The sequence below is a fragment of the Pseudomonas sp. URMO17WK12:I11 genome (assembly GCF_007677725.1).
Lineage (GTDB): Bacteria > Pseudomonadota > Gammaproteobacteria > Pseudomonadales > Pseudomonadaceae > Aquipseudomonas.
Genome location: NZ_VEDF01000005.1, coordinates 222,350 through 245,068 on the forward strand (window position 1 = coordinate 222,350; position 22,719 = coordinate 245,068).

A 22,719-nucleotide genomic window follows, 5' to 3' on the forward strand; every position below is an offset into this window, starting at 1 on the left:
CAGGAGGTTGGCATGGCATTTACCGACCCGTTCATCCGCCGACCTGTGCTGGCCTGTGTGGTCAGCCTGCTGATCCTGCTGCTCGGGGTACAGGCCTGGAGCACGTTGCCGATTCGCCAATACCCGAAGATGGAAAACGCGCTGATCACGGTGACCACCGCCTACCCCGGGGCCAACGCCGAGACCATCCAGGGCTACATCACCCAGCCTTTGCAGCAGAGCCTGGCCAGCGCCGAAGGCATCGACTACATGACCTCGGTCAGTCGGCAGAATTTCTCGGTGATTTCCATTTATGCGCGCATCGGTGCCGACAGCGACCGCCTGTTCACCGAGTTGCTGGCCAAGGCCAACGAGGTCCGCAATCAGCTGCCGCAAGCTGCCGAAGACCCGGTATTGAGCAAAGAAGCGGCCGACGCCTCGGTGCTGATGTACGTGAGTTTTGCCAGTCAGCAGATGAGCAACCCGCAGATCACCGATTACCTGTCGCGGGTCATCCAGCCCAAGCTCGCCACGCTGCCCGGCATGGCCGAGGCGCAAATCCTCGGCAACCAGGTGTTCGCCATGCGCCTCTGGATCGACCCGATCAAGCTGGCAGGCTTCGGCCTGGCCGCCAGCGACGTGACCGATGCGGTACGCCGCTACAACTTCCTGGCGGCAGCGGGCGAGGTCAAAGGCGAGTACGTGGTCAGCAGTATCAACGCCAGCACCGAACTGAAATCGGCCGAAGCGTTCGCCGCCCTGCCGGTCAAGGTCGAGGGCGACAGCCGGGTACTGCTGGGCGATGTGGCCAGGGTCGAAATGGGCGCGGAAAACTACGACACGGTCAGCTCGTTCGACGGCACGCCGTCGGTCTACATCGGCATCAAGGCGACCCCGGCCGCCAACCCGCTGGAGGTGATCAAGCAGGTACGCCAGGTGATGCCCGAGCTCGAACGGCAGCTGCCCTCGGCGCTGAAGGCATCGATCGCCTACGATGCGACGCTGTTCATCCAGGCGTCGATCGACGAGGTGATCAAGACCCTGGGCGAGGCGGTGCTGATCGTCATCGTCGTGGTGTTCCTGTTCCTCGGCGCCCTGCGTTCGGTGCTGATTCCAGTGGTGACCATCCCCCTGTCGATGATCGGCGTGCTGTTTTTCATGCAACTGATGGGTTACTCGCTCAACCTGCTGACCTTGCTGGCGATGGTCCTGGCCATCGGCCTGGTGGTGGACGATGCCATCGTCGTGGTGGAGAACATCCACCGGCACATGGAGCAGGGCCAGCCTCCCCCTGTGGCGGCGCTGGAAGGGGCGCGGGAAATCGCCCTGCCCGTGGTGTCGATGACCATCACCTTGGCGGCGGTGTATGCGCCCATCGGCTTTCTCACCGGCCTGACCGGGGCATTGTTCAAGGAGTTTGCCCTCACCCTGGCCGGGGCGGTGGTGATTTCCGGCATCGTCGCGCTCACCCTGTCGCCGATGATGTGCGCCATGCTGTTGCGCCCTGGACACAATGCCAGCGGCCTGGCCCATCGGCTCGACACGCTGTTCGAGGCGCTCAAGGTACGCTACCGGCGCCTGCTGCATGCGACCCTGGACAGCCGCCCAGTGGTGCTGGTGTTCGCCGCCATCGTCCTGTGCCTGATTCCGCTGCTGGTGATGTTCAGCCAGAGCGAGTTGGCGCCCAACGAGGACCAGGGCGTCATCTTCATGATCAGCAGCTCGCCGCAGCCGACCAACCTTGATTACCTCAATGCCTACACCGATCAGTTCATGCCGGTGTTCCGCTCGTTTCCAGAGTACTACTCCTCGTTCCAGATCAACGGGTTCAACGGGGTACAGAGCGGCATCGGCGGCTTTCTGCTGAAACCGTGGAACGAGCGCGAGCGCACGCAGATGGAGCTGCTGCCACTGGTACAGGCCAAGCTCGAAGAAATCAGTGGGCTGCAGATCTTTGGCTTCAATCTGCCGTCGCTGCCCGGCACCGGCGAGGGCTTGCCGTTCCAGTTCGTGGTCAATACCGCTGGCGACTACCCTGCCCTGCTCGAGGTCACCCAGCGGATCAAACAGCGTGCCCAGGACTCTGGCAAGTTCGCCTTCCTGGATATCGACCTGGCGTTCGACAAGCCCGAGGTGGTGGTCGACATCGACCGCGCCAAGGCCGCGCAGATGGGCGTCTCCATGGACGCCTTGGGCGGCACCCTGGCGACCCTTCTGGGCGAGGGCGAGATCAACCGCTTCACCCTCGATGGCCGCAGCTACAAGGTCATCGCCCAAGTCGAGCGGCCCTACCGCGACAACCCTGGCTGGCTGAACAACTACTACGTGAAGAATCGACAGGGCCAGCTCTTGCCCTTGTCGACGCTAATCACCCTGAGCGACCGTGCCCGACCGCGCCAGCTCAATCAGTTTCAGCAGTTGAACGCTGCAATCATCCAGGGCGTGCCGATCGTCAGCATCGGCGAGGCCCTGCAAACGGTGCAGGAGATCGCCCGGGAAGAGGCGCTGGAGGGCTTTTCCTTCGACTATGCCGGCACCGCGCGGCAATACGTGCAGGAAGGCAGCGCCTTGTGGGTGACCTTCAGCCTGGCGCTGGCGATCATCTTTCTGGTGCTGGCCGCGCAATTCGAAAGCTTCCGTGACCCCCTGGTGATTCTGGTGACCGTACCGCTGTCGATCTGTGGCGCCTTGCTGCCGCTGTTCCTTGGCCTGTCGAGCATGAACATCTATACCCAGGTCGGGCTGGTGACACTGATCGGCTTGATCAGCAAGCATGGCATCCTGATCGTCGAATTCGCCAACCAACTGCGCGCGGAGCAACGCCTGAGTGTGCGCGAAGCCATTGAACAAGCGGCTGCCATCCGCCTGCGCCCGGTATTGATGACCACGGCAGCGATGGTATTCGGCATGGTGCCGTTGATTTTGGCAAGCGGCGCAGGGGCGGTGAGCCGCTTCGATATCGGCATCGTGATCGCCACGGGCATGTCGATCGGGACCTTGTTCACCCTGTTCGTCCTGCCATGCATCTACACCCTGCTGGCGCACCTCTCTGCGCCGATGCGCCCCGGCGCTGGATGAGCCGTCATGGGTGCCCGCGAAAAAACAAAAGCCTCGCGACTGCGAGGCTTTTGCTGTGCTCGAACGATTTCAGCCAAATGGCCGTAGCCCCTGGCGCATGCCGAACAGGAACAGCAGCAGATCGTGGTCAGGCTGGGCCTGAGCCTCGGGTGCCTTGGCTACGCGCGGGATCGCGCATTGGCCAGCCTTGCTGATGACGCCAGGCTTGGGCTCTTCCCAGGCGGCGAATGCCGCTGTGGTCACAGCCAAGCCAGCCACCAGGAACAAAGCTCGAGCGATTTCTAGTTTCATTGCCCTAACCCTTTGACAGCGCTGCCAAACGCCATCTGGTAAAAGTAGAGCAGCGTTTGCCATTCCGTGTCATTTAGCGACGAGTGGCGACGCAGCTGGCGCAGGTCATTACCTGCCGCGCGCTGACAGCTGAGGCGTCGTCGGCACTTTTCCAGGTCCAGGAGTGCGACTTCGACGCGGGCATGCTCCCCCTCGCCGATGACCTTGATGAAGACGTGCTTGCCGTACAAGCAGCCGTGCTGCCAGTGGCCCAGGTGCATGCGCGCGAGGTTGTCGGCCAGCTCCTTGAGCATGCGCTCGTGCACCACCTGGGGATAGCGCTCGCGCGCGCCCTTGGCATGCCAGGTGTCGAGCTCGACGAAGCCGTCGAGGGCCTCGCTGACCAGCAACGCCCGCCATTGCCGATCGGCGTCGCGCTCGGCCCCGCAGAACACGATGCGCGGCACGCGGACCCCAAGCTGTTCGAAACTGTTGAGCGCGTCGAGCTCACGCAGCACCGTTGGCCTGCCGAATGGGTGCAACAGGCTGCGATAGATGTGGCCAACCTGGCGCTTGGCATACAGCACCTTGCCGTTACCGTCGCTCAGCCGTTGTACGCCGCTTTCGCCGCCGCGCCGCTGATTGGGCTCCTCGACCCACTCGCCTTGCTGGCGCCAGTAATAGTCGAACCGTGATTCCCCATGTTGGGCTACCGCCATCAAACACTACCCCTTACGCAATACATAAACCCGCCACATGGCATAGAACGGCAGGAAGTCGAGGTGCTCCTGGATTCTGAAGCCGGCGGCCTTGAATTCGGCCTCTACCGTTTCTGCCGGTAACACGAACCGGTTCTGGTAGCTGTCCTGCTGCGCCCTGGCGCTGCGCTTGTCTTCGAGCTTGCGGCGGCGCCAGGCCTTGAAATTGCCGTCTACCCACAGCGACAGGATAACGCTGTCACGGCTAACCCGCTGAAACTCGTCAAGAATGGTCTTGCGGTGCGCCGGGTCACCGATGTGATGAAACAGGCGCATGCAAAATATGCTGTCGACCGCGTTGTCCGGCAGGTCGATGGCGAACGCAGATGTCTGCAAAGGCCGTACCCGGGCTACCACCTCTGGCGGTTGCGCGGCACACGCGGTCTGGATCATCGCCTCGGAATTGTCGGCACCGATGATCACCCGATTCGGTTTTTCCGCCAGCAGCGGCCAGAAGCGCCCAGCACCGCAGGGTAAGTCGAGCACCAGGCCCGGTTCCCCAGCCAGCGCCAGGGCGCGACGGGCCATCTGCTCATCACGGGCATGGGACAGGCGTCGAGCCAGCCCGTCCTGGTGCTTGCGAAAGTAAGCCTGGGCATGTTGCTGGTCATACTTTTCGGAAAATTCGAGTTTGATCGGGCTGCGCATTGGGCGTCTCCAGGTTCCAGTGCGCACACCTTAGGTAACGAGTCGTAACGGCCAGGTTATCCTGATGTGAAAAAAATGTAAGCACTCGTCATGAATGTTTCACGCCATTACTGAAAGGGATCAGTCGTTTCCGCGCTCTGGCTGAGGTCGACCTGGAAGCGACAACCGTGGGGCGAGGTCGAGGTCAGCGTCACCCGCCAGCCTTGGTCATCGCAGATCCGCTGCACCAGCGAAAGCCCCAGGCCCAGCCCCTCGCCACGGCGCTCATCGCCGCGCACGAACGGCTTGAACATCGCTTCGCGTTGTTCCTCGGGAATGCCGACGCCGCTGTCCTCGACGCTGAAACCGGTGGCTTCCAGGCTCAAGCGGATGTATCCGCTGTCGGTGTAGTGCGCGGCGTTGCGCAACAAATTGCCCATCACCGATTGCAGGAAGGTAGCGTTGTACAGCAGCGGACCCGCGCTGACCTGGCCATCGAAGTACAGCGTCAGACCTTTTTGCTCGATGGTGTCGCGCCACACGCCGATCAAGTCTTCGGCAACTTCGCGCAGGGTGGCCCGGGACGCCACCGCGCCCTGATCACGCTGGGCACGCGCAAGCATCAGGAAGGTCTTGACCAGCTCGCGCATCTCCTCGGTGGCGCGGGCGATGCGCTCCACCTGGCTGCGGGAGCGCGTGTCGAGGTTGGGGTTTTCCATGAGCAGTTCGCAGGAGGTCGCCAGCACCATCAACGGTGTGCGCAGCTCATGACTGACATCGCTGGTGAACAGCCGCTCACGGGTCAGCGCGTCGCGCAGCCGGCCGAGGGTGTCGTCGAAGGCGACGGCCAGCTGCCCGACCTCATCGGCCGCGTAATCAGGCGCCAGCGGCGGCGCCAGCCCCAGCAGTTGGTCACGATGGCGCACCTGGCGGGCCAGGCGAATCACCGGCGCCATCACCCGCCGCGCCAACAGCCAGCCGAGCACCACGGCCAGGACCAGGCTGAGCACGAAGCCGACCACCACCACCGCAAACAACAGACGCTCGCGCTCCTCGAAATCGCTCTGGTCCTGCAGCAGCACGTAGCGCCGGCCATCGACGATCTCGACCATGGCATGATAGGAAAGCTGGTCGCGGAACACCTCATGAAAGCCCACATCCAGGTGGCGCAGATCCTTGGGCAGCTCGAAATCATCGCGCCCGCCACTGAAGTAGAACAGCTGGTCGGGCCGCGGTCGGTGGCTCCAGTCGCTGACGCTGTCCATGCGCAGGAGGCGCTGCAAGTCGCCGCCGAGCACCGAGGAAATCAGCCGCTCTTCGACCAGGTGCACGGTGGCCACGATGCCAAAGGCAAAGGCGCCTGCCACCAGCGCGCTCATCAAGGCGAAGGCGATGATGATGCGCTGGGCGAGGCTCTGTTTAAACTCCATCACGGCCCTCGGCGAGGCGATAGCCGACGCCATGGACGGTATGCAGCAAGGGTTTCTCGAACGGCTTGTCGATCACCTGGCGCAACTGATGGACATGGCTGCGCAGGCTGTCGCTGTCCGGGCAGTCGTCACCCCACAGGGCTTCTTCGAGCACCTCGCGGCGCAGCACGTGGGGGCTCTTCTGCATCAGTACCGCCAGCAGCTTGAGACCAACCGGGTTGAGCTTGAGCAACCGGCCCTGGCGAGACACCTCGAGGGTGTCCAGGTCATAGCTGAGGTCGGCCACCTGCAGGGTACGCCGACCACCACCCTGGGCCCGGCGCAGCACCGCCTCGATGCGTGCGGCCAATTCCGACAACGCGAAAGGTTTCAGCAGATAGTCATCGGCCCCGGAGCGAAAGCCCTGCAGGCGATCGTCGAGCTGGTCGCGGGCGGTCAGCATGATCACCGGGGTATCGCGGCGGGCGTCCTCGCGCAGGCGCTTGCACAGGGTGTAGCCGTCGATACCGGGCAGCATGATGTCGAGCACGATCAGGTCGTAGTGCTCGGTGGCGGCCAGGTGCAAGCCGGACAAACCATCCTGGGCGCAGTCCACGGTGTAGCCTTTCATGCCCAGGTAATCGGCCAGGTTGGCAAGGATATCGCGGTTGTCTTCAACCAAAAGAATACGCATCGGGGTCTCCTGTGCGGCGCTTCGCTTAGGTGCGCGGCAGGCGCAGCTTAAGGCCATCGCCGGTCGTGTACCAGCCCCGGGACGAATTCAGCGCACTTGACGGTTTTTTCACCGAACCTTCACGCACAGAGCATAGTGCCAGCACGACAATGCCGAACTTTTCGCATCCTGGAGTCGCCATGTCGCACACCCTTCACCCTCGCCCGCTCAACCTGTGGCTGTACCTGGGCACGCCGCTGGCCATTGCGCTGGCCTTGCTGTTGCTGGAGTTGACCTCGCTGGACATGGACATCGCCACGTTGTTCTTCGACCCGGCCGCCGGTCAATTCATCGGCCGGCACAGCTACCTGCTGGAAACGGTGCTGCATGATCGGGTCAAGCAAGGGGTAATCGTGCTCGGTTTGCTCGCCCTCGCCGCCTTTGCCCTGAGCCTGGTCTGGCCCAGGCTGTTCGGTTGGCGTCGTGAGTTGGGATGCCTGGTCTTGGCGCTGGGGCTGTCGACGGCCTTCGTCACGCCACTGAAGAAGGTCACACAGGTGCAATGCCCGTGGAGCTTGACCCAGTTCGGCGGCAGCGAGACCTACAGCAAGTTGCTGGAACCGCGGCCGGCCACCGACAAACCCGGGCTGTGCTGGCCGGGCGGGCATGCAGCGACCGGCTTCTGCCTGTTCGGGCTGTTCTTCATGCTGCGCGATCGCAGGCCGCGCCTGGCGCGGGCGGCGTTTGTCGTGGCGTTGGTGGCAGGTTCGGTGCTTGGTCTGGGGCGAATGATGCAGGGCGCGCATTTTCTGTCGCACAACGTGTGGACGGCGGTGTTCTGCTGGTTGATCGGCTTGGGATCGTACTACCTGATCCTCTATCGGCACCGCCCCAGTACCATCATTAACCCTAGATAGATCGTAGGAGCGAGCGCAGCTCGCGATCCGCCGCACGACAGGCGCCCGATCGCACAGGCGCAAAACAATACCGTGGCGAACACAAAAAAGCCCCGGTTCTCACGAACCAGGGCTTCCGAGGGTGCAGCGGGTAAGGCTGGCTTACATCATGCCGCCCATGCCACCCATGCCGCCCATGTCTGGCATACCGCCGCCAGCTGGAGCTTCGCTTGGTGCGTCAGCGATCATGGCTTCGGTGGTGATCATCAGACCGCCGATCGAAGCAGCCGCTTGCAGCGCCGAGCGGGTGACCTTGGCCGGGTCGAGGATACCCATTTCGATCATGTCGCCGTACTCGCCGGTTGCAGCGTTGTAGCCGTAGTTGCCCGAACCTTGCTTGACCTTGTCAGCTACCACGCTTGGCTCGTCGCCGGCGTTGGCAGTGATCTGACGCAGCGGTGCTTCTACAGCGCGACGCAGCAGGGCGATACCGACGTTCTGGTCTTCGTTGTCGCCTTTGAGCTCGGTGATGGCCGACAGGGCACGCACCAGGGCAACACCACCGCCAGGCACCACGCCTTCTTCGACGGCTGCACGGGTAGCGTGCAGGGCGTCTTCGACGCGAGCTTTCTTCTCTTTCATTTCAACTTCGGTGCCTGCACCGACCTTGATCACGGCAACACCGCCAGCCAGTTTGGCCAGACGCTCTTGCAGCTTCTCACGGTCGTAGTCCGAAGAGGTTTCTTCGATCTGGGCACGGATCTGCTTGACGCGTGCTTCGATGTCGGCGTCGACGCCAGCACCATCGATGATGGTGGTGTTTTCTTTCGACAGGATCACGCGCTTGGCGTTGCCCAGGTGCTCCAGGGTAGTGGTTTCCAGGGTCAGGCCGATTTCTTCGGAGATGACCTGGCCGCCGGTCAGCACGGCGATGTCCTGCAGCATGGCCTTGCGGCGGTCGCCGAAGCCTGGAGCTTTGACCGCAGCAACCTTGACGATGCCGCGCATGTTGTTGACCACCAGGGTCGCCAGGGCTTCGCCTTCGACGTCTTCGGCAACGATCAGCAGCGGACGGCCGGCTTTGGCAACGGCTTCCAGAACCGGCAGCAGCTCGCGGATGTTGGAGATCTTCTTGTCGACCAGCAGCAGCAGCGGGCTGTCCAGCTCGGCAACCATGGTGTCTGGCTTGTTGACGAAGTACGGCGACAGGTAGCCGCGGTCGAACTGCATGCCTTCTACGACGGACAGTTCGTTTTCCAGGCCCGAGCCTTCTTCGACGGTGATCACGCCTTCCTTGCCGACTTTTTCCATGGCTTCGGCGATGATTTCACCGATGGAGCTGTCGGAGTTGGCGGAGATGGTGCCTACCTGAGCGATGGCCTTGGAGTCGGCGCATGGCTTGGAGAGGTTTTTCAGCTCGGCAACGACAGCAGCGGTGGCTTTGTCGATACCGCGCTTGAGGTCCATTGGGTTCATGCCAGCAGCGACGGCCTTGAGGCCTTCGTTGACGATGGCTTGAGCCAGGACGGTAGCGGTGGTGGTGCCGTCACCGGCAGCATCGTTGGCCTTGGAAGCGACTTCCTTGACCAGCTGGGCGCCCATGTTTTCGAAGGCGTCTTTGAGTTCGATCTCTTTGGCGACGGAAACGCCGTCCTTGGTGATGGTCGGAGCGCCGAAGCTCTTGGCCAGTACCACGTTACGGCCTTTCGGGCCGAGGGTCGCTTTTACCGCGTCAGCCAGAACGTTGACACCAACGAGCATTTTCTTACGAGCGGAATCGCCGAATTTTACGTCTTTAGCAGCCATGATCGTTTAATCCTTGAAAAACTTTGGAGTAACGGGAAGTCGGGGGAAATCAGCCTTCGATGACGGCGAGGATTTCATTCTCGGCCATGACCAGCAGGTCTTCGCCATCGACTTTCACGGTGTTGCTGCCCGAGTAAGGGCCGAAAACCACTTTGTCACCGACTTTGACGGCCAGCGCACGTACTTCGCCGTTGTCCAGGACACGGCCGGTGCCAACGGCGACGACTTCGCCGCGGTTTGGTTTTTCAGCGGCCGAACCCGGCAGGACGATACCGCCAGCGGTTTTCGATTCTTCTTCGCTGCGACGGATGACTACGCGGTCATGCAGAGGACGAAGCTTCATTGTCGATCTCTCCCAATTTGTGGTTTTCATCGGCCGGTGTCGACACCGGCGGGTTGATGCGGTCCGGCGTTGCCGGGGGTAGCTCGCCGCAGGCAAGCCACCTGTGTAATGACTGGTGTTGCCACCAGAAACCTTGCGGTGACCACATACATGAGGCCGCTGTGGGCAATTACAAGGTTTGCCATGCAAAATTTTTCCGCAGGCCGAAAAACACAGGGGCCGCATCTGCGGCCCCCAAGGTTGGACGAATCGGTCTATTGGTCACGGCGTTCGTATTCGCCTTCGATCACATTCGGCCGATGGGCGCTGTCGCGCGGTTGCGGCTGCAGCGGGTCGTCCTGGAACGCGCGCTGGCGCATGGCCTGGGCCTCGGCGCGCTCACGCAGCTTGCGCACTGCCAGGCGACGGCTGAACGGCAACAGGCACAGCACGCCCAGCACGTCGCTGATGAAGCCGGGCAGCAGCAGCAGGCCGCCGCCGACGGCCAGCATCAGGCCCTGGAACATCTCCTCGGCCGGCAGCTCACCGCGCTGCAGGCTTTCCCGCGCGCGCAGCGCCGTCGCCAGGCCGGCCACGCGCATGACCAGCACGCCCAGGGCGGAACCGGCGATGATCAGTAGCAGCGCCGGAAAGAATCCGATGGCGGCGCTGACCTTGACGAAAACGAACAACTCCAGCACCGGAAACAGCAGTAACAGCAATAGAAAAGCACGCATCAAAGCATTCCTCGTCGGAAGAAACCTTCCAGTAAGACCATCAGATGGATGCATGCGCTCGGCTTTTCAAGCCTCGACGTCGATCGGATTCGGCCAATGAGCAGCGCGGGCCAGCAATACCAAGGCTTCGCGCACTTGTGTCGGCGTATTGCAAGTGCTCGGGAACGGCAACCAGTGAATGCCCTGGCCAATCCTCAGGTGCATGCCTTCGCTGTCGATGCCGGCCAGCTGTGCCGGCGCGCCGGTCGGCAGACCGCTCAGCGCGACATAGTGGGCAATGGCGCTGGCGTGGTCGGTGTTCATGTGTTCGACCATGCTGGCCTCCGCCTGGCCGGCGAAAGGGTTGGCCAAGGTCACCTGGTCGAGCCAGTGAATGGCGCCGAAGCCGCCGATGTAGCGGTGACGTACCGGCTGCAGCACCCAGAAATCGAAATCATGGGCTTTGTGGTAATTGGCCGCATCGGGGAAATACCGGTAGTAACGCTCCGCTGCCGCCTCGATCGAGGCCTCTTCTACCAACGGGTGCGCTTCGGCCATCACGGTCAGGCGCCCCACGGCCTGCACGTCTTCGGCCTCACGCTCGCCGACCAGCAACGAGCACTTGGGGTCTTTGAGCAGGTTGTGGGTGTGTTGGGCGATGCGGCTGATCAGCATCAGTGGGTTACCGGCAGCATCCAGGCAATACGGCACCACCGAACCGAAGGGAAACCCCGGCATGGACTTGGAATGGGTCGACAGCACGCCGCGGTATTCCTTGAGCAGCAATTGCCGCGCGGGTCGAATGGCCTGTTTGCTCATCACGTCTTCTCTACGTTGCACGCTATACGCTGCAAGCTACAAGAAAAAGCGCGCTCGCGGGCGGATGGGGGACTGCTTTTTTTTGCAGCTTGCGGCTTGCGCGCCTTACCAGCTGACGCCGAAGCCTGCGGTGTAGCGGGTCTTGTCCAGATCGCTTTCGCGGGTGCCGGTGATGATGTCTTTTTCCGCCTTGAGGTTGAGCGAGGCCCAATCGGTGACCTTGTAGCGCAGACCGATCTCGGCATCCAGCGAATAGTCGGCGACGTTACCCAGCGGCTTGGCGAACTCACCGTTGGTGAACAGCTGAACCTTCTTGCCGATCAAGTAGCGGGTGTAGTCCCACTTCAGCGCGGCCGAATAGAAGTTGTCCTTGGCACCGTCCTGGTATTCGAAGTCGGTGCGGTTGAGCAGCGTACCGAGCGAGAATGCGCCCAACTCGTTATCCCAGAACTGATAGCCCGGGCCGGTACCCACCGTGCGCTGGCGCGCCAGGTCCTCGACGTGGTCGCGCTTGTACTCCAGGCGACCCTGCCAGAACCACTGCTCAGTCAGGAAGCGGTCAAGCGCGTACTCGGCGCTCCAGTTGTCGGTGGTGGTGACATCGTCCTTGGTTTCGCGGTTGTATTCGCCTTCGGCATTGTGCCGCCAGCGGCCATGACGCGCCGTGGTCTTGAACCCGACGTCATAGTCGTCGGTGTCGTTCTCGGCACGCTTGTAGTCCAGCGCCACATCGACATTGCCCTTCCATACCAGATCCTCGACCACAGGTTTGGGCTTCATGATCTGCTCGATGCTGGCCAGCTCCACAGTCTTGGGCGCATCGCCGTTGGCCAGAGTCACCTTGCCGGGCTCGGCAGCCTTGAGCGATTTGGCCTTCTCGCCGCTGTAGGCATCCTGCTTGACCAACAGCTGTTGGTCGCTTTCCAGGGTCTTGACCTGTTTCCAATCCAGCGACACCGAACCGCCATAAGGCGTTTCGAGCAGCAGCTTGCCGCCGTCGAACACGCGAATCTTGCCACTGAGGCGATCGCCGTTCTTCATCCACACGGTATCGGCGAACGCTGGGGCAGCGCACAGAGAAGCAGTCAACAGGCACAGCAAGGATCTAGAATGCATAAGCGCTAATGGATTCGAATTGACGAAAAAGCCGGCATTATCCGGCAACCCACGACATGAGCAAGCACAGACACAGGAGTCTGCAATGAGTTCCACTCGCATTTATTCGAACCATTGGTCCGCTTTCATCCAAGGCCAGGGCTGATCGGGTGCACGGGGAAGATGGGCTGTACCAGAACACGCCTGACGCCCGACGAACGGCGCTGTATTCGGTGCTCGGGCAGGTGCCGTCAGGCAAGGTGGTCAGCTACGGCCAATTGGCCGAACTGGCCGGCCTTGGTCGCGCGGCGCGCTGGGTGGGCCGTACCCTTGCGCAACTGCCAGATGGGAGTCGTCTGCCCTGGCATCGTGTGTTGGGCGCCAGCGGCCGCCTGAGCCTGGCAGCGGGTACGCCCAGTGGCGACGAACAGCGCGCCAGGCTGCGCGCGGAGGGCGTGCAAGTAACCCATAATCGTGTGGATATGACGCGTCATGGCTGGCGCCCAGTGGAGCACAGCGGTTAGAGTGCGCGCTTTGTTTTCGTAAATTTGAGGCAGATGTTGGCCCATGCCCCGTAAAACCTGGCGCGCTGCGCTCGCTGCCTATGCCAGCCCGTCAACCTTGGTGCTTCTGCTGTTGGGCTTTGCTGCCGGCCTGCCCTACATGCTGGTGTTTTCGACCTTGTCCGTGTGGCTGCGCGAAGCGGGCGTGGCGCGGGAAACCATTGGCTATGCCAGCCTGATCGGCCTGGCCTACGCCTTCAAGTGGGTCTGGTCGCCCCTGCTGGACCAGTGGCGCCTACCGCTGCTCGGTGGCATGGGGCGTCGTCGCTCGTGGCTGTTGCTGTCGCAGGCGCTGGTGGTGATCGGCCTGCTGGGCATGAGCCTGTGCGACCCGCAGCAGCATCTCTCCTGGCTGATCGCCCTGGCGGTGCTGGTGGCCTTCGCCTCGGCCACCCAGGATATCGCGGTCGACGCCTACCGTCTGGAGATTGCCGACGACCAGCGCCAGGCCGCCCTGGCCGCCAGCTACATGGCCGGCTACCGGGTCGCTGCGCTGCTCGCCACTGCCGGTGCGCTGTTCTTCGCCGAATGGTTCGGCTCCACCGGCTTCAGCTACCTGCATAAAGCGTGGGCCGGCACGTACGTGCTGTTCGGGGTGATGATGCTGCCGGCGCTGTTCACCACCCTGGTGATGCGCGAACCGCCGGTGCCACTGCGCACGCAGCTGTCGGCTGCGCGCTATGGCCTGATGCATCAGCTGGCGTCGGTATTCGTGCTGATCATCCTGCTGGTCTCGGTGCCGGCGAGCTTTACCCAGATGTTCAATACCGGCTGGTCGACGGTCATTTCCGGCGACGCCACGCCGCTCGACCTGTTGCTCGAAGATCGCGCCTTCCTGCGTTTGATCCTCTACGTACTGCTGACCTGGGCTTGCCTGTCCAGCCTGGGCCGGCGTGGCCTTGCGCCGGTGCTGGTGCCGGTCAACGACTTCATCGCCCGTTACCGCTGGCAAGCCTTGCTGCTGCTCGGGCTGATCGCCACCTACCGGATGTCCGACACCGTCATGGGTGTAATGGCCAATGTCTTCTACATCGACATGGGCTTCACCAAGGACCAGATCGCCAGCGTCAGCAAGATCTTCGGCCTGATCATGACCCTGGTCGGCGCCGGGGCCGGCGGCCTGCTGATCGTGCGCTTCGGCATCATGCCGATCCTGTTCGTCGGCGGCGCCGCCTCGGCCGCGACCAACATCCTGTTCCTGATGTTGGCCGACATGGGGCCTAACGTCGAAATGCTGGTGGTGACCATCTCGCTGGACAACTTCAGTTCGGGCCTGGCTACCTCGGCGTTCGTCGCCTATCTGTCGAGCCTGACCAACCTGAAGTTCTCGGCCACGCAGTACGCGCTGCTCAGTTCGATCATGCTGCTGCTGCCGCGGCTGATTGGCGGCTATTCGGGGGTGATGGTGGAGAAATACGGCTACCACGATTTCTTCCTGATCACCGCCCTGCTTGGCGTGCCGACGCTGATCCTGATCGCCCTGCAGTGGCGTCAGGAAGCCGGCCGCGGCAAGCCCGCCGCGGCCGACTCGCCTGCCGCCGATCAGCCCTGAGCGATCATCGCTGCCTGCACAGGCCTGTGCAGGCAGCCATCAGCCTGCGACCGTCGCGTCGGCATGACGCCCGCCGACCACGTACCACAACGGCCACAGTGCCAGCGCACCGGCAATGCTTGCCGCCCAGGCGAAGTGCAACAGGCTCGCGCCCGCCCCGATCATCGCCAGCAACGCGCCGCCCAGGCCGAGCAAGGCGATGGTGATCATGCCCAGCATGGCCGATACCAGGCCTTTGCTTTGCTCGCTGGCGAACAGGGTCATGCGGTAGAGCACCGCGTTGGCCACCCCTAGCCCCAGCGCATACAGCGACATGCCTGCGACGACGCTGGCCACGCTCGGCCACCACCAGGTCGCCAGCAGCATCAGGGCCAAGCCAGCCAGGTACGGCGCCAGGGCACCCCGCACCAAGGCCGGCAGCGGGTAGCGGTCGGCGATACGGTTGATGATCAGGTTGCCCAGGATCAGGCCACCGAATACCGGCAATTGCCAGAGCGCGTAATCCAGGGTGCTGAGCCCCTCGTCATGGATCAACAGCACCGGCGACAGGCCGATCCAGGCGATCAGCGGCAAGCCCACCAGGCCCAGGGCGGCACTGCCTGCGACGAACTTGCGGTTGCGCAGCAACTGGCCATAGCCGGCCAGCAACGGCAGCAGGTGGATGGGTGTGAACGCAAGCCGCGAGCCATCGCGGCGCTCGACCCCGAGGGTTTCCGGCATCAGGCGATACAGCAGCCCCCAGCACACCACCGCGCCCACGGCGAAGGCCACGAACAGCCAGCGCCAGTCCAGCCACTGCAGCATCAGCGTGCCCACCAGCGGCCCGAGCAGCGGCGAGAGCAGCGCGATATTGGCCAGCAACGCCATCATGCGCACGGCATCGGCTTCGCTGAACGACTCGTTCAACGCCGGATAGCTGACCGTCACCACAAAGCCCAGGCCGATGCCCTGCAGCAAGCGCAACAGGTTGAACACGCCGATGTCCTGCACCCAATAGGTCGCCAGGCAAGCGACGCCAAAGCAAGCGCAGCCAGCCAGCAGCAGCGGGCGCCGGCCATAGCGGTCGGCCAGCGGGCCGATCAGCCATTGCAACACGACACCGCCCAGCAGGTACAGGTTGAGCGCGTGGGGAATGAACTCGGGGCTCGCCTGCAGGTGCTCGACCACCACCGGCATGGCCGGCATCACGGCGTCGCTGGCCAGGTAGGTGAGCAGCTCGAACAGGGCCAGGGTCAAGCCGAACAGCAAGGCCCGCAAGGGAGTGATGTAGAGCAGTGGTTTCATGGTGGCGAATCGATGCAGACAAGAAGGGTCAGGCTATATGCCAGAAATGCAGCCGTTTTGCTGTGAACAAGTGTAAGGCTGAAAACGACCAGGGCCGCAGAAGCGGCCCTGGTTGCAACAGGGTAGATACTCAGGCGGTGGTTTCCTGCACCACGCGGATGACCCGCTGCGGGAACGGAATGTCGATGCCTTCGGCTTTCAGGCGATCGCGGGCCTGCTCATTGAGCATGAAGATCACATCCCAGTAGTCGGAGGTCTTGGTCCACAGACGCAGCGACACCGTGATCGAGCTGTCGCCAAGGGTCGACACCACCGCCTGCGGGGCAGGATCTGGCAACACCCGTGGATCCTGGGCCAGTTCCAGCAGCACATTGCGGGCTTTTTGCAGGTCGGCCTCGTAGTCCACACCCACATCGAACACCACCTTGCGCGTGGGCTGACGGTTGGTGTTGGTGATGATGCCGTTGGACAAGGTGCCGTTGGGCAGGATCACGGTCTTGTTGTCACCGGTACGCAGCACGGTGTGGAAGATCTGGATGCTGTCGACGGTGCCGCTGACGCCTTGGGCCTCGATCCAGTCGCCGATTCGAAACGGCCGGAACAACAAGATCAGCACACCACCGGCAAAGTTGGCCAGGCTGCCCTGCAGCGCCAGGCCGATCGCCAGTGTCGCACCACCGATCGCGGCGACGAACGAGGTGGTCTCGATGCCGATCATCGAAGCGACGCTGATCGCCAGCATGATCTTCAGGATGATGTTGGTCAGCGTGCGAATGAAGCCCTGCAGCGCCGGGTCGTGCACGCGCAGACCGACCACGCGGGCAAGACGATCGCTGACCAGGTTGGTGATCCACCAGCCAATGGCCAGGGTCAGCAGCGCCAGCAGCACACGGCTACCGTACTGCATGATCATGGGAATCCAGGTATGGGATTGGCGAACCAGCTGATCGACCTCAGCGCTAAAGTCCATGTTCTTCTCCTGATGCCGAGCGGCAAATCTGTGTAAAGCAGGCCGCCTAGGTTCGAGCGGCCCCGGAACCGATGGACCGCCCAGGCGGCCCTGCGGTTCCTGGAAAGGCGCGGATCAGTCGCGGAAGTTGTTGAACTGCAGCGGCATGTCGAATTCCTTGGTGCGCAGCAGGGCAATGGCTTCCTGCAGGTCGTCGCGCTTCTTGCCGGTGACGCGCACCTGCTCGCCCTGGATGGCGGCCTGGACCTTGAGCTTGCCGTCCTTGATGGTGGCGACGATCTTCTTGGCCAGGTCTTTATCGATGCCCTCGCGGAATTTCGCTTCCTGCTTCTTTTCCTTCCCGGAAGCATACGGGTCCTGGGTTTCCAGGCACTTGACGTCGATCTTGCGCTTGACCAGCGCCAGTCGCAGGATTTCCAGCATCGCCTCGAGCTGGAACTCTTCTTCGGCCGTGAGCACCACGGTCTGCTCTTTGTCCTTGAACTCGAAGCTACCTTTGCCTTTGAGGTCGTAGCGGCGGTCGAGGTCCTTGATGGCGTTGTCGACCGCGTTCTGCACTTCGTGCTTGTCCAGTTCCGATACCACGTCGAACGAAGGCATTGGCTATTCTCCATGAGAGTGAGCGCGCTCGAGCTGAACATGGAGCGCGTCGGTGTTGGCGGGTTAAAATGCGGGCTCATTATAACGGGTTGCGAAACGCAGATGAGCAGCACCTGGCATATTCTCGGCGCCGGTAGCCTCGGCAGCCTCTGGGCGTGCCGTCTGGCACGCGCCGGCAAAGCGGTTCGCCTGATCCTGCGCAACGACCAGCGCCTGCAGGCGTACCGGCACGCCGGTGGCCTGACCCTGATCGAGCAGGAGCAGGCCGCGTTGTTCGCCATTCCTGCCGACACCCCCGAATCCGCAGGTCCCGTGCATCGACTGCTGGTCGCCTGCAAGGCGTATGATGCCGCCCCCGCCATCACCCGTCTGCTGCCACGCCTGGCTGCGGATGCGCACATCATCCTGTTGCAGAATGGCCTGGGCAGCCAGGAGGAAGTGGCCGAACAGGCCCCCCACGCCCGCTGCATCGCCGCCTCGAGCACCGAAGGCGCGTTTCGCGAGGCGGACTGGCGGGTGCGTTTCGCCGGCCACGGCTTCAACTGGCTGGGCGACCCGAGCAACCCCGCGCTACCCGATTGGTTCGAGGACCTGGCCAATGCGGGCATCCCGGCCCAGTGGACGGTCGACATTCTCACCCGCCTGTGGCGCAAGCTGGCAATCAACTGTGCTATCAACCCGCTGACGGTGCTGCATGACTGCCACAACGGTGGTCTGCTGGGCCACCTCGACCAGGTCGAGGCGCTGTGCGTGGAGCTGGCTCAGTTGCTGCAGCGTTGTGGCCAGCCAGCAGCGGCGAGCGAGCTGGGCGAAGATGTGCAGCGGGTGATCCTCGCCACCGCGGCCAACTACTCTTCCATGTACCAGGACGTACGCGCCGGCCGGCGCACCGAAGTGCACTACCTGCTCGGCCACGCCTGCCGCGCGGCCGAGCGCCATGGCCTGGTGCTGCCGGCGCTGGAACACCTGCACCGGCAACTGGTCGATAACCTGCGCGCGCGCGGTTTGCCCAGCGCCTGATCCGGCTTTTTCACAAGGACACCGCCCAACCCATGACCCTGCGCCAACGCCTGGAAAACCTGCCGGTCGGTCACAAGCTACTGGCGGCCCTGCTGGTGCTGCTCGGCACGATTCTGCTGGTGGCCAACCTGGCCTTCATCAGCGCCGCCTACTGGATCACCCAGGAAAGCATGGCGCCGCAGGCCTTGCAGACCATCGGCCGGCTGGTGGCCAACCCGCAACTGTCCGCCCGCGCCGGCGACTCCACCCCGGCGGCCACGGCGCTGCTCGAAGCCTTGGACAGCTACGCGCCCCTACGCGCTGCGGCCATCTATGGCAGTGACGGGCGCATGCTGGCGCAACTGCAGCATGGTGAGCCGCTGACCCTGCCCAAGCGCTACCGTAACGTCGATGCCTGGCGCCTGATGGAGTTTCGCAGCACCCAGCTGATCCGTATCGCTCGCCAGGCCAGCCCACCAGCGCACCTGCTGCTGGTGGCCAGCAGCGAACTGCCCAGTGCGTTCTACACCGGCACCTTGACTGCCAGCCTGGCGATCCTGGTGTTCAGCATCTTGCTATGGCTGGTGATCGCCCGGCAGATCAAGCGCCTGATCACCCAGCCGATCAACCAGCTCGAAGAACTCACCCGCCAGGTCACTCGCGAAGAGAGCTATGCCCTGCGTGCCACCCCCGGCAACGACGACGAGATCGGCAGCCTGGCCGAAGCGTTCAACACCATGCTCTCGCGCATCGAAGCCCGCGAGCAGCAACTCAAGCGCACCCGCGATGAGTTCCAGAGCGCCTACGATCAAGCCCAGGGTCTGGCCGAGGAAACCCGCCACACCAACCGCAAGCTGGAGCTGGAAGTGCAGGTGCGCAGCAAGATCGAGAAAAAGCTCACCGGCTTTCAGAACTACCTCAACAGCATCATCGACTCCATGCCCTCGGCATTGATCGCCCTGGATGAACAGCTCTACGTCACCCAGTGGAACCACGAGGCCACGGTGCTCTCGGGCACACCGCTGGACGAAGCGCTGAACCAGCCGATCTTTCTCGCCTTCGCACCGCTAAAGCCGTACTTGCCCCAGCTCAAGGAGAGTGTCGAGAAGCACCGTGTGGCGAAGATCGAGCGCGTCACCTGGGCCAAGGACGACGAGCCGCGCCACTATGCCCTGACCTTCTACCCGCTGACTGGCGGCGGCGGCCGTGGCGTGGTCATTCGCATCGATGACATCACCCAACGCCTGTCACTCGAAGAAATGATGGTGCAATCGGAGAAGATGCTGTCGGTCGGCGGCCTCGCCGCTGGCATGGCCCACGAGATCAACAATCCACTGGGCGCCATCCTGCACAATGTGCAGAACATCCGCCGGCGCCTGTCACCTGAGCTTGCACGCAACCAGGAGCAGGCCAGCGAGCTGGGCATCGACCTGGCCACCGTCAATCGCTACCTGCACAACCGCGAGGTGCCGCAACTGCTCGACGGCATCCAGCAAGCGGGGGCACGGGCCGCCAAGATCGTCACCCACATGCTCAGTTTCAGTCGCCGCAGCGATCGCCAGCTGGCCCCCTGCGATCTGCCAGCACTGATCGACCAGGCCTTGGAGATCGCCAGCAACGATTTCGACCTGAGCATCGGTTTCGACTTCAAGGGCCAGGCCATCGTGCGCCAATTCGACCCCAACCTGGGGCCGGTGCCGTGCACGGCCAACGAGCTTGAACAGGTCTTGCTCAACCTGTTGAAAAACGCCGCGCAGGCTATCCACCAACGGCCACAGGCGAGTGAGCCGGGGCGCATCGTCCTGCGTACCCGACTCAATCCGCCATGGGCCGAAATTCAGGTGGAGGACAATGGCGTGGGCATGCCCGAAACGGTACGCAAACGCACCTTCGAGCCGTTCTTCACCACCAAGGAAATCGGTCAGGGCACCGGGCTCGGGCTGTCGGTTTCGTACTTCATCATCACCAACAACCACAAGGGGCAGATGGAGGTGCATTCCACCCCCGGCCAGGGTACCTGCTTCACCTTGCGCCTGCCCCTTGGCCAGCCGTCCCCCACGGCAGACAACCAAACGGAGACGTGACATGGGCTATCGCCTGTCGAAGATCTACACCCGCACCGGCGACCGGGGCGAAACCGGCCTGGGCGACGGACGGCGGGTGCCCAAGGACCACCCCCGCGTCGAGGCAATCGGTGAGGTCGACACCCTCAATAGCCACCTGGGGCTGCTGCTGGCCGGGCTGGCCGAATGCGGCCTGAGCGAGGTGAGCGAGGTCCTTGCGCCCTGCCAGCACCGCTTGTTCGACCTCGGCGGCGAGCTGGCGATGCCCAGTTACCGGGCGCTGAGCGAAGCTGAAGTGGCGCGCCTGGAGGCGGCCATCGATACCTGGAACGAGGAATTGGGGCCACTGGAAAACTTCATCCTGCCCAGCGGCTCGGCGCTGATCGCCCAGGCCCATGTGTGCCGCAGCCTGGCGCGCAGCGCTGAACGCCGCTGCCAGCAGTTGAATGCGCTGGAGCCATTGGAGGGCGTGGGGTTGGCCTATATCAATCGGCTGTCGGATTTGCTTTTCGTGGCGGCGCGGATCATTGGCCGGCGACAGCGGGTTGCCGAGGTACTGTGGCAACCTGCGCCCAAGCCCGCCAGCTGAAAACGCGGGGCCGCACCGCGGCCCCGATCACTCAGGCCTCAGGCCAGAAGGCACGGATACCCGCAACGCCCTGGGCGCCGGCCTGCCAAGCTTGCTCGCGCTGCGCCGGGCCGACACCGCCCAGCAGATAGACCGGGTGCTTGAAACCGGCAATCAACTGCTCGGCCTGCTCCCAGCCCAACGGCGTCGCATCGGGGTGAGTCTGGGTCGCCTGCAGCGGTGACAAGGTGACGAAGTCCACGCCCATCTGCTCGGCCAAGGCCAGCTCTTCAGCGCTGTGGCATGAGGCCGCCAGCCAACGCGCCTGGGGAAACGGTCGGCCTTTGGCGGCATACTTTCGCAGCTGTGCCGAGGTCAGGTGCCAGCCGGCGGACGGGAAATCGCCCAGCCACTCCAGCGGGCCCTTGAGCATCAACTGCGCCTTGCCAGCGCACAGCCCCACGGCGTCCACGGCAACGTCGCGGTACTTGGGGTCGTACATGTCCGGCGCGCGCAGCTGAATCAGGCCAATACCGCTGGCGACGGCCTTCTGGATACCCTTGAGCAGTTGCGGCACTTCCAGGCCATCCGGGGTAATCAGGTACTGATCGGGCAGGCGCGCGGCAGCGACGATGGGCTGGTTGGCCTCGGGAAAGGCATACTGCGCCAGGTCGCGCGGTGCCACCCAGGCCAGCGGTTGCCCCTCGGCGCCATGGGGCTCGCCGCTGAAGGCCTGGACTTCACGCACGTCCAGCAACACCTGCTTGTCCGGATAGTCATGGTTGACCTTGATCAGTGCGCGCGAGGCGCTGACCTCGATGCCGAGCTCTTCACGCAGTTCACGGGCCAGCGCTGCCTCGACGCTCTCACCCGCCTCGACCTTGCCGCCGGGGAATTCCCACAGGCCGCCTTGATGCTGACTGTCGGAGCGCCGCGCAATCAAAATGCGCCCGTCCGTGCCGCGGATCACGGCGGCGACTACATGGATACGTTTCACCCTTGATGCTCCGCCAGGCCAGCGTGCTGCCAGGCCTGGAAGGCCGGCCACTGGTAGATGGTCTCGATATAACTCGCAGCTGCCGCTGGCACCTGCACACGGTAGGTTCGCAGGCGTACCGCCACCGGCGCGAAGAAGGCATCGACCAGACCTGGTTTGCCGAACAGAAAGGGGCCGGGCTCCTTGGCCACCACACGGCACTCCGACCACAGGGCAACGACCCGGTCGATGTCCACCTGCACGTCCAGCGGGATCTGCTCCAGCGCCTGGTCCCGGGACAGGTCGAACGGCATGGCAGTGCGCAACGCGGCAAATCCGCTGTGCATCTGCGCGCAGGCAGAACGGGCCTGGGCCCGTGCGGCGATATCAGCCGGCCACAACTGCGCCTGGGGGTGACGTTCGTTGAGGTATTCGGCGATGGCCAGGGAGTCGGCGATCGTGCCGTGCTCGGTCTGCAGCACAGGCACCTTGCCGGTAGAGGAAAACGCCAGGATGCGCTGGCGCGTATCGGGCTGGCGCAACGTGATCAAGGTTTCCTGGTAGGGCGCGCCGGTCAGTTCAAGGGCCAAGGCACCGCGCAGCGACCAGGAAGAGTACAGTTTGTCGCCGATGATCAGGTGATAGCTCATGGGTCGGCTCCATGTGTCTGGTGAGTGGGGGCCGCCGTGCAGCGCG

22 protein-coding genes are annotated in these 22,719 nt (G+C 63.3%); 7 read left to right on the plus strand and 15 right to left on the minus strand.

All coding sequences use genetic code 11. The features are described 5' to 3' along the window. The first annotated feature begins 12 nt into the window (after nt 1-12). Entirely contained in the window at nt 13-3,057 is a 3,045-nt protein-coding gene (locus FS665_RS12070) for a multidrug efflux RND transporter permease subunit (RefSeq protein WP_145188222.1), read from the plus strand. Between the two features lie 69 nt (nt 3,058-3,126). Here the strand turns inward: FS665_RS12070 and FS665_RS12075 are convergent, their stop codons facing one another. The 5 genes from FS665_RS12075 to colR all read right to left on the minus strand — a co-directional run bounded on the left by FS665_RS12075 (nt 3,127) and on the right by colR (nt 6,815). Beyond that, nucleotides 3,127-3,348 carry a hypothetical protein gene (locus FS665_RS12075; protein WP_145188225.1) on the minus strand — a complete coding sequence of 74 codons (222 nt, stop codon included), beginning with the start codon at nt 3,346-3,348 and terminating at the stop codon, nt 3,127-3,129. Next, nucleotides 3,345-4,046, minus strand: a complete 702-nt coding sequence (locus FS665_RS12080; protein WP_145188228.1) for a lipopolysaccharide kinase InaA family protein — start codon at nt 4,044-4,046, stop codon at nt 3,345-3,347. The genes FS665_RS12075 and FS665_RS12080 overlap by 4 nt, the downstream gene beginning before the upstream one ends. A 6-nt stretch (nt 4,047-4,052) precedes the next feature. Next, nucleotides 4,053-4,733, minus strand: a complete 681-nt coding sequence (locus tag FS665_RS12085; RefSeq protein WP_145188232.1) for a class I SAM-dependent methyltransferase — start codon at nt 4,731-4,733, stop codon at nt 4,053-4,055. Between the two features lie 107 nt (nt 4,734-4,840). Beyond that, complete coding sequence (locus tag FS665_RS12090) at nt 4,841-6,142, minus strand: HAMP domain-containing sensor histidine kinase (RefSeq protein WP_145188235.1); 1,302 nt, start codon at nt 6,140-6,142, stop codon at nt 4,841-4,843. Next, the gene (colR, locus tag FS665_RS12095) at nt 6,132-6,815 is read right to left on the minus strand and encodes a two-component system response regulator ColR (protein ID WP_063913285.1); all 684 of its coding nucleotides are present in this window, start codon (nt 6,813-6,815) and stop codon (nt 6,132-6,134) included. The genes FS665_RS12090 and colR overlap by 11 nt, the downstream gene beginning before the upstream one ends. A 179-nt stretch (nt 6,816-6,994) precedes the next feature. Here colR and FS665_RS12100 point away from each other — a divergent pair, with 179 nt between their 5' ends. Further along, the gene (locus FS665_RS12100; protein WP_145188238.1) at nt 6,995-7,711 is read left to right on the plus strand and encodes a phosphatase PAP2 family protein; all 717 of its coding nucleotides are present in this window, start codon (nt 6,995-6,997) and stop codon (nt 7,709-7,711) included. A 141-nt stretch (nt 7,712-7,852) separates the two neighbouring features. Here FS665_RS12100 and groL read toward each other — a convergent pair whose 3' ends face one another. From groL to FS665_RS12125, 5 genes are all read right to left on the minus strand, one after another. Further along, the gene (groL, locus tag FS665_RS12105; RefSeq protein ID WP_145188241.1) at nt 7,853-9,496 is read right to left on the minus strand and encodes a chaperonin GroEL; all 1,644 of its coding nucleotides are present in this window, start codon (nt 9,494-9,496) and stop codon (nt 7,853-7,855) included. 49 nt (nt 9,497-9,545) lie between these two features. Continuing rightward, a complete protein-coding gene (locus FS665_RS12110) occupies nt 9,546-9,839 on the minus strand; it encodes a co-chaperone GroES (protein ID WP_029614823.1) in 294 nt (97 codons plus the stop codon). 254 nt (nt 9,840-10,093) lie between these two features. Further along, entirely contained in the window at nt 10,094-10,555 is a 462-nt protein-coding gene (locus FS665_RS12115) for an FxsA family protein (protein ID WP_145188244.1), read from the minus strand. A gap of 66 nt (nt 10,556-10,621) precedes the next feature. Further along, a complete protein-coding gene (locus tag FS665_RS12120; RefSeq protein WP_145188247.1) occupies nt 10,622-11,353 on the minus strand; it encodes a HugZ family protein in 732 nt (243 codons plus the stop codon). Nucleotides 11,354-11,458: 105 nt separating this feature from the next. After that, nucleotides 11,459-12,469, minus strand: coding sequence for a DUF481 domain-containing protein (locus tag FS665_RS12125; protein WP_145188250.1), 1,011 nt, complete (start codon nt 12,467-12,469; stop codon nt 11,459-11,461). 149 nt (nt 12,470-12,618) lie between these two features. Here FS665_RS12125 and FS665_RS12130 point away from each other — a divergent pair, with 149 nt between their 5' ends. Together FS665_RS12130 and FS665_RS12135 are read left to right on the plus strand one after the other, a co-directional pair. After that, nucleotides 12,619-12,972, plus strand: a complete 354-nt coding sequence (locus tag FS665_RS12130) for an MGMT family protein (RefSeq protein ID WP_145188253.1) — start codon at nt 12,619-12,621, stop codon at nt 12,970-12,972. A gap of 43 nt (nt 12,973-13,015) precedes the next feature. Then, nucleotides 13,016-14,563 carry an AmpG family muropeptide MFS transporter gene (locus FS665_RS12135; protein ID WP_145188256.1) on the plus strand — a complete coding sequence of 516 codons (1,548 nt, stop codon included), beginning with the start codon at nt 13,016-13,018 and terminating at the stop codon, nt 14,561-14,563. Nucleotides 14,564-14,602: 39 nt separating this feature from the next. Here FS665_RS12135 and FS665_RS12140 read toward each other — a convergent pair whose 3' ends face one another. From FS665_RS12140 to FS665_RS12150, 3 genes are all read right to left on the minus strand, one after another. Continuing rightward, nucleotides 14,603-15,847 (minus strand): MFS transporter, encoded by a 1,245-nt coding sequence (locus tag FS665_RS12140; protein ID WP_145188259.1) that lies wholly within the window; start codon nt 15,845-15,847, stop codon nt 14,603-14,605. A 130-nt stretch (nt 15,848-15,977) separates the two neighbouring features. Beyond that, complete coding sequence (locus FS665_RS12145) at nt 15,978-16,817, minus strand: mechanosensitive ion channel family protein (RefSeq protein WP_145188261.1); 840 nt, start codon at nt 16,815-16,817, stop codon at nt 15,978-15,980. A 114-nt stretch (nt 16,818-16,931) separates the two neighbouring features. After that, nucleotides 16,932-17,417, minus strand: coding sequence for a YajQ family cyclic di-GMP-binding protein (locus FS665_RS12150; RefSeq protein ID WP_145188264.1), 486 nt, complete (start codon nt 17,415-17,417; stop codon nt 16,932-16,934). A 102-nt stretch (nt 17,418-17,519) separates the two neighbouring features. Between FS665_RS12150 and FS665_RS12155 the strand changes: the two genes are divergently transcribed. The 3 genes from FS665_RS12155 to FS665_RS12165 are packed head-to-tail and all read left to right on the plus strand — an operon-like array spanning nt 17,520 to nt 21,068. Continuing rightward, nucleotides 17,520-18,437 carry a putative 2-dehydropantoate 2-reductase gene (locus FS665_RS12155; RefSeq protein ID WP_145188267.1) on the plus strand — a complete coding sequence of 306 codons (918 nt, stop codon included), beginning with the start codon at nt 17,520-17,522 and terminating at the stop codon, nt 18,435-18,437. 32 nt (nt 18,438-18,469) lie between these two features. Continuing rightward, nucleotides 18,470-20,500, plus strand: a complete 2,031-nt coding sequence (locus FS665_RS12160; protein WP_145188269.1) for an ATP-binding protein — start codon at nt 18,470-18,472, stop codon at nt 20,498-20,500. A 1-nt stretch (nt 20,501) separates the two neighbouring features. Then, a complete protein-coding gene (locus FS665_RS12165; RefSeq protein ID WP_145188272.1) occupies nt 20,502-21,068 on the plus strand; it encodes a cob(I)yrinic acid a,c-diamide adenosyltransferase in 567 nt (188 codons plus the stop codon). A 31-nt stretch (nt 21,069-21,099) separates the two neighbouring features. Here the strand turns inward: FS665_RS12165 and FS665_RS12170 are convergent, their stop codons facing one another. Together FS665_RS12170 and FS665_RS12175 are read right to left on the minus strand one after the other, a co-directional pair. Further along, the gene (locus FS665_RS12170) at nt 21,100-22,044 is read right to left on the minus strand and encodes a Nudix family hydrolase (RefSeq protein WP_145188276.1); all 945 of its coding nucleotides are present in this window, start codon (nt 22,042-22,044) and stop codon (nt 21,100-21,102) included. Then, nucleotides 22,041-22,673, minus strand: a complete 633-nt coding sequence (locus tag FS665_RS12175) for a glutathione S-transferase family protein (protein WP_145188279.1) — start codon at nt 22,671-22,673, stop codon at nt 22,041-22,043. The genes FS665_RS12170 and FS665_RS12175 overlap by 4 nt, the downstream gene beginning before the upstream one ends. Nucleotides 22,674-22,719: the final 46 nt, after the last annotated feature.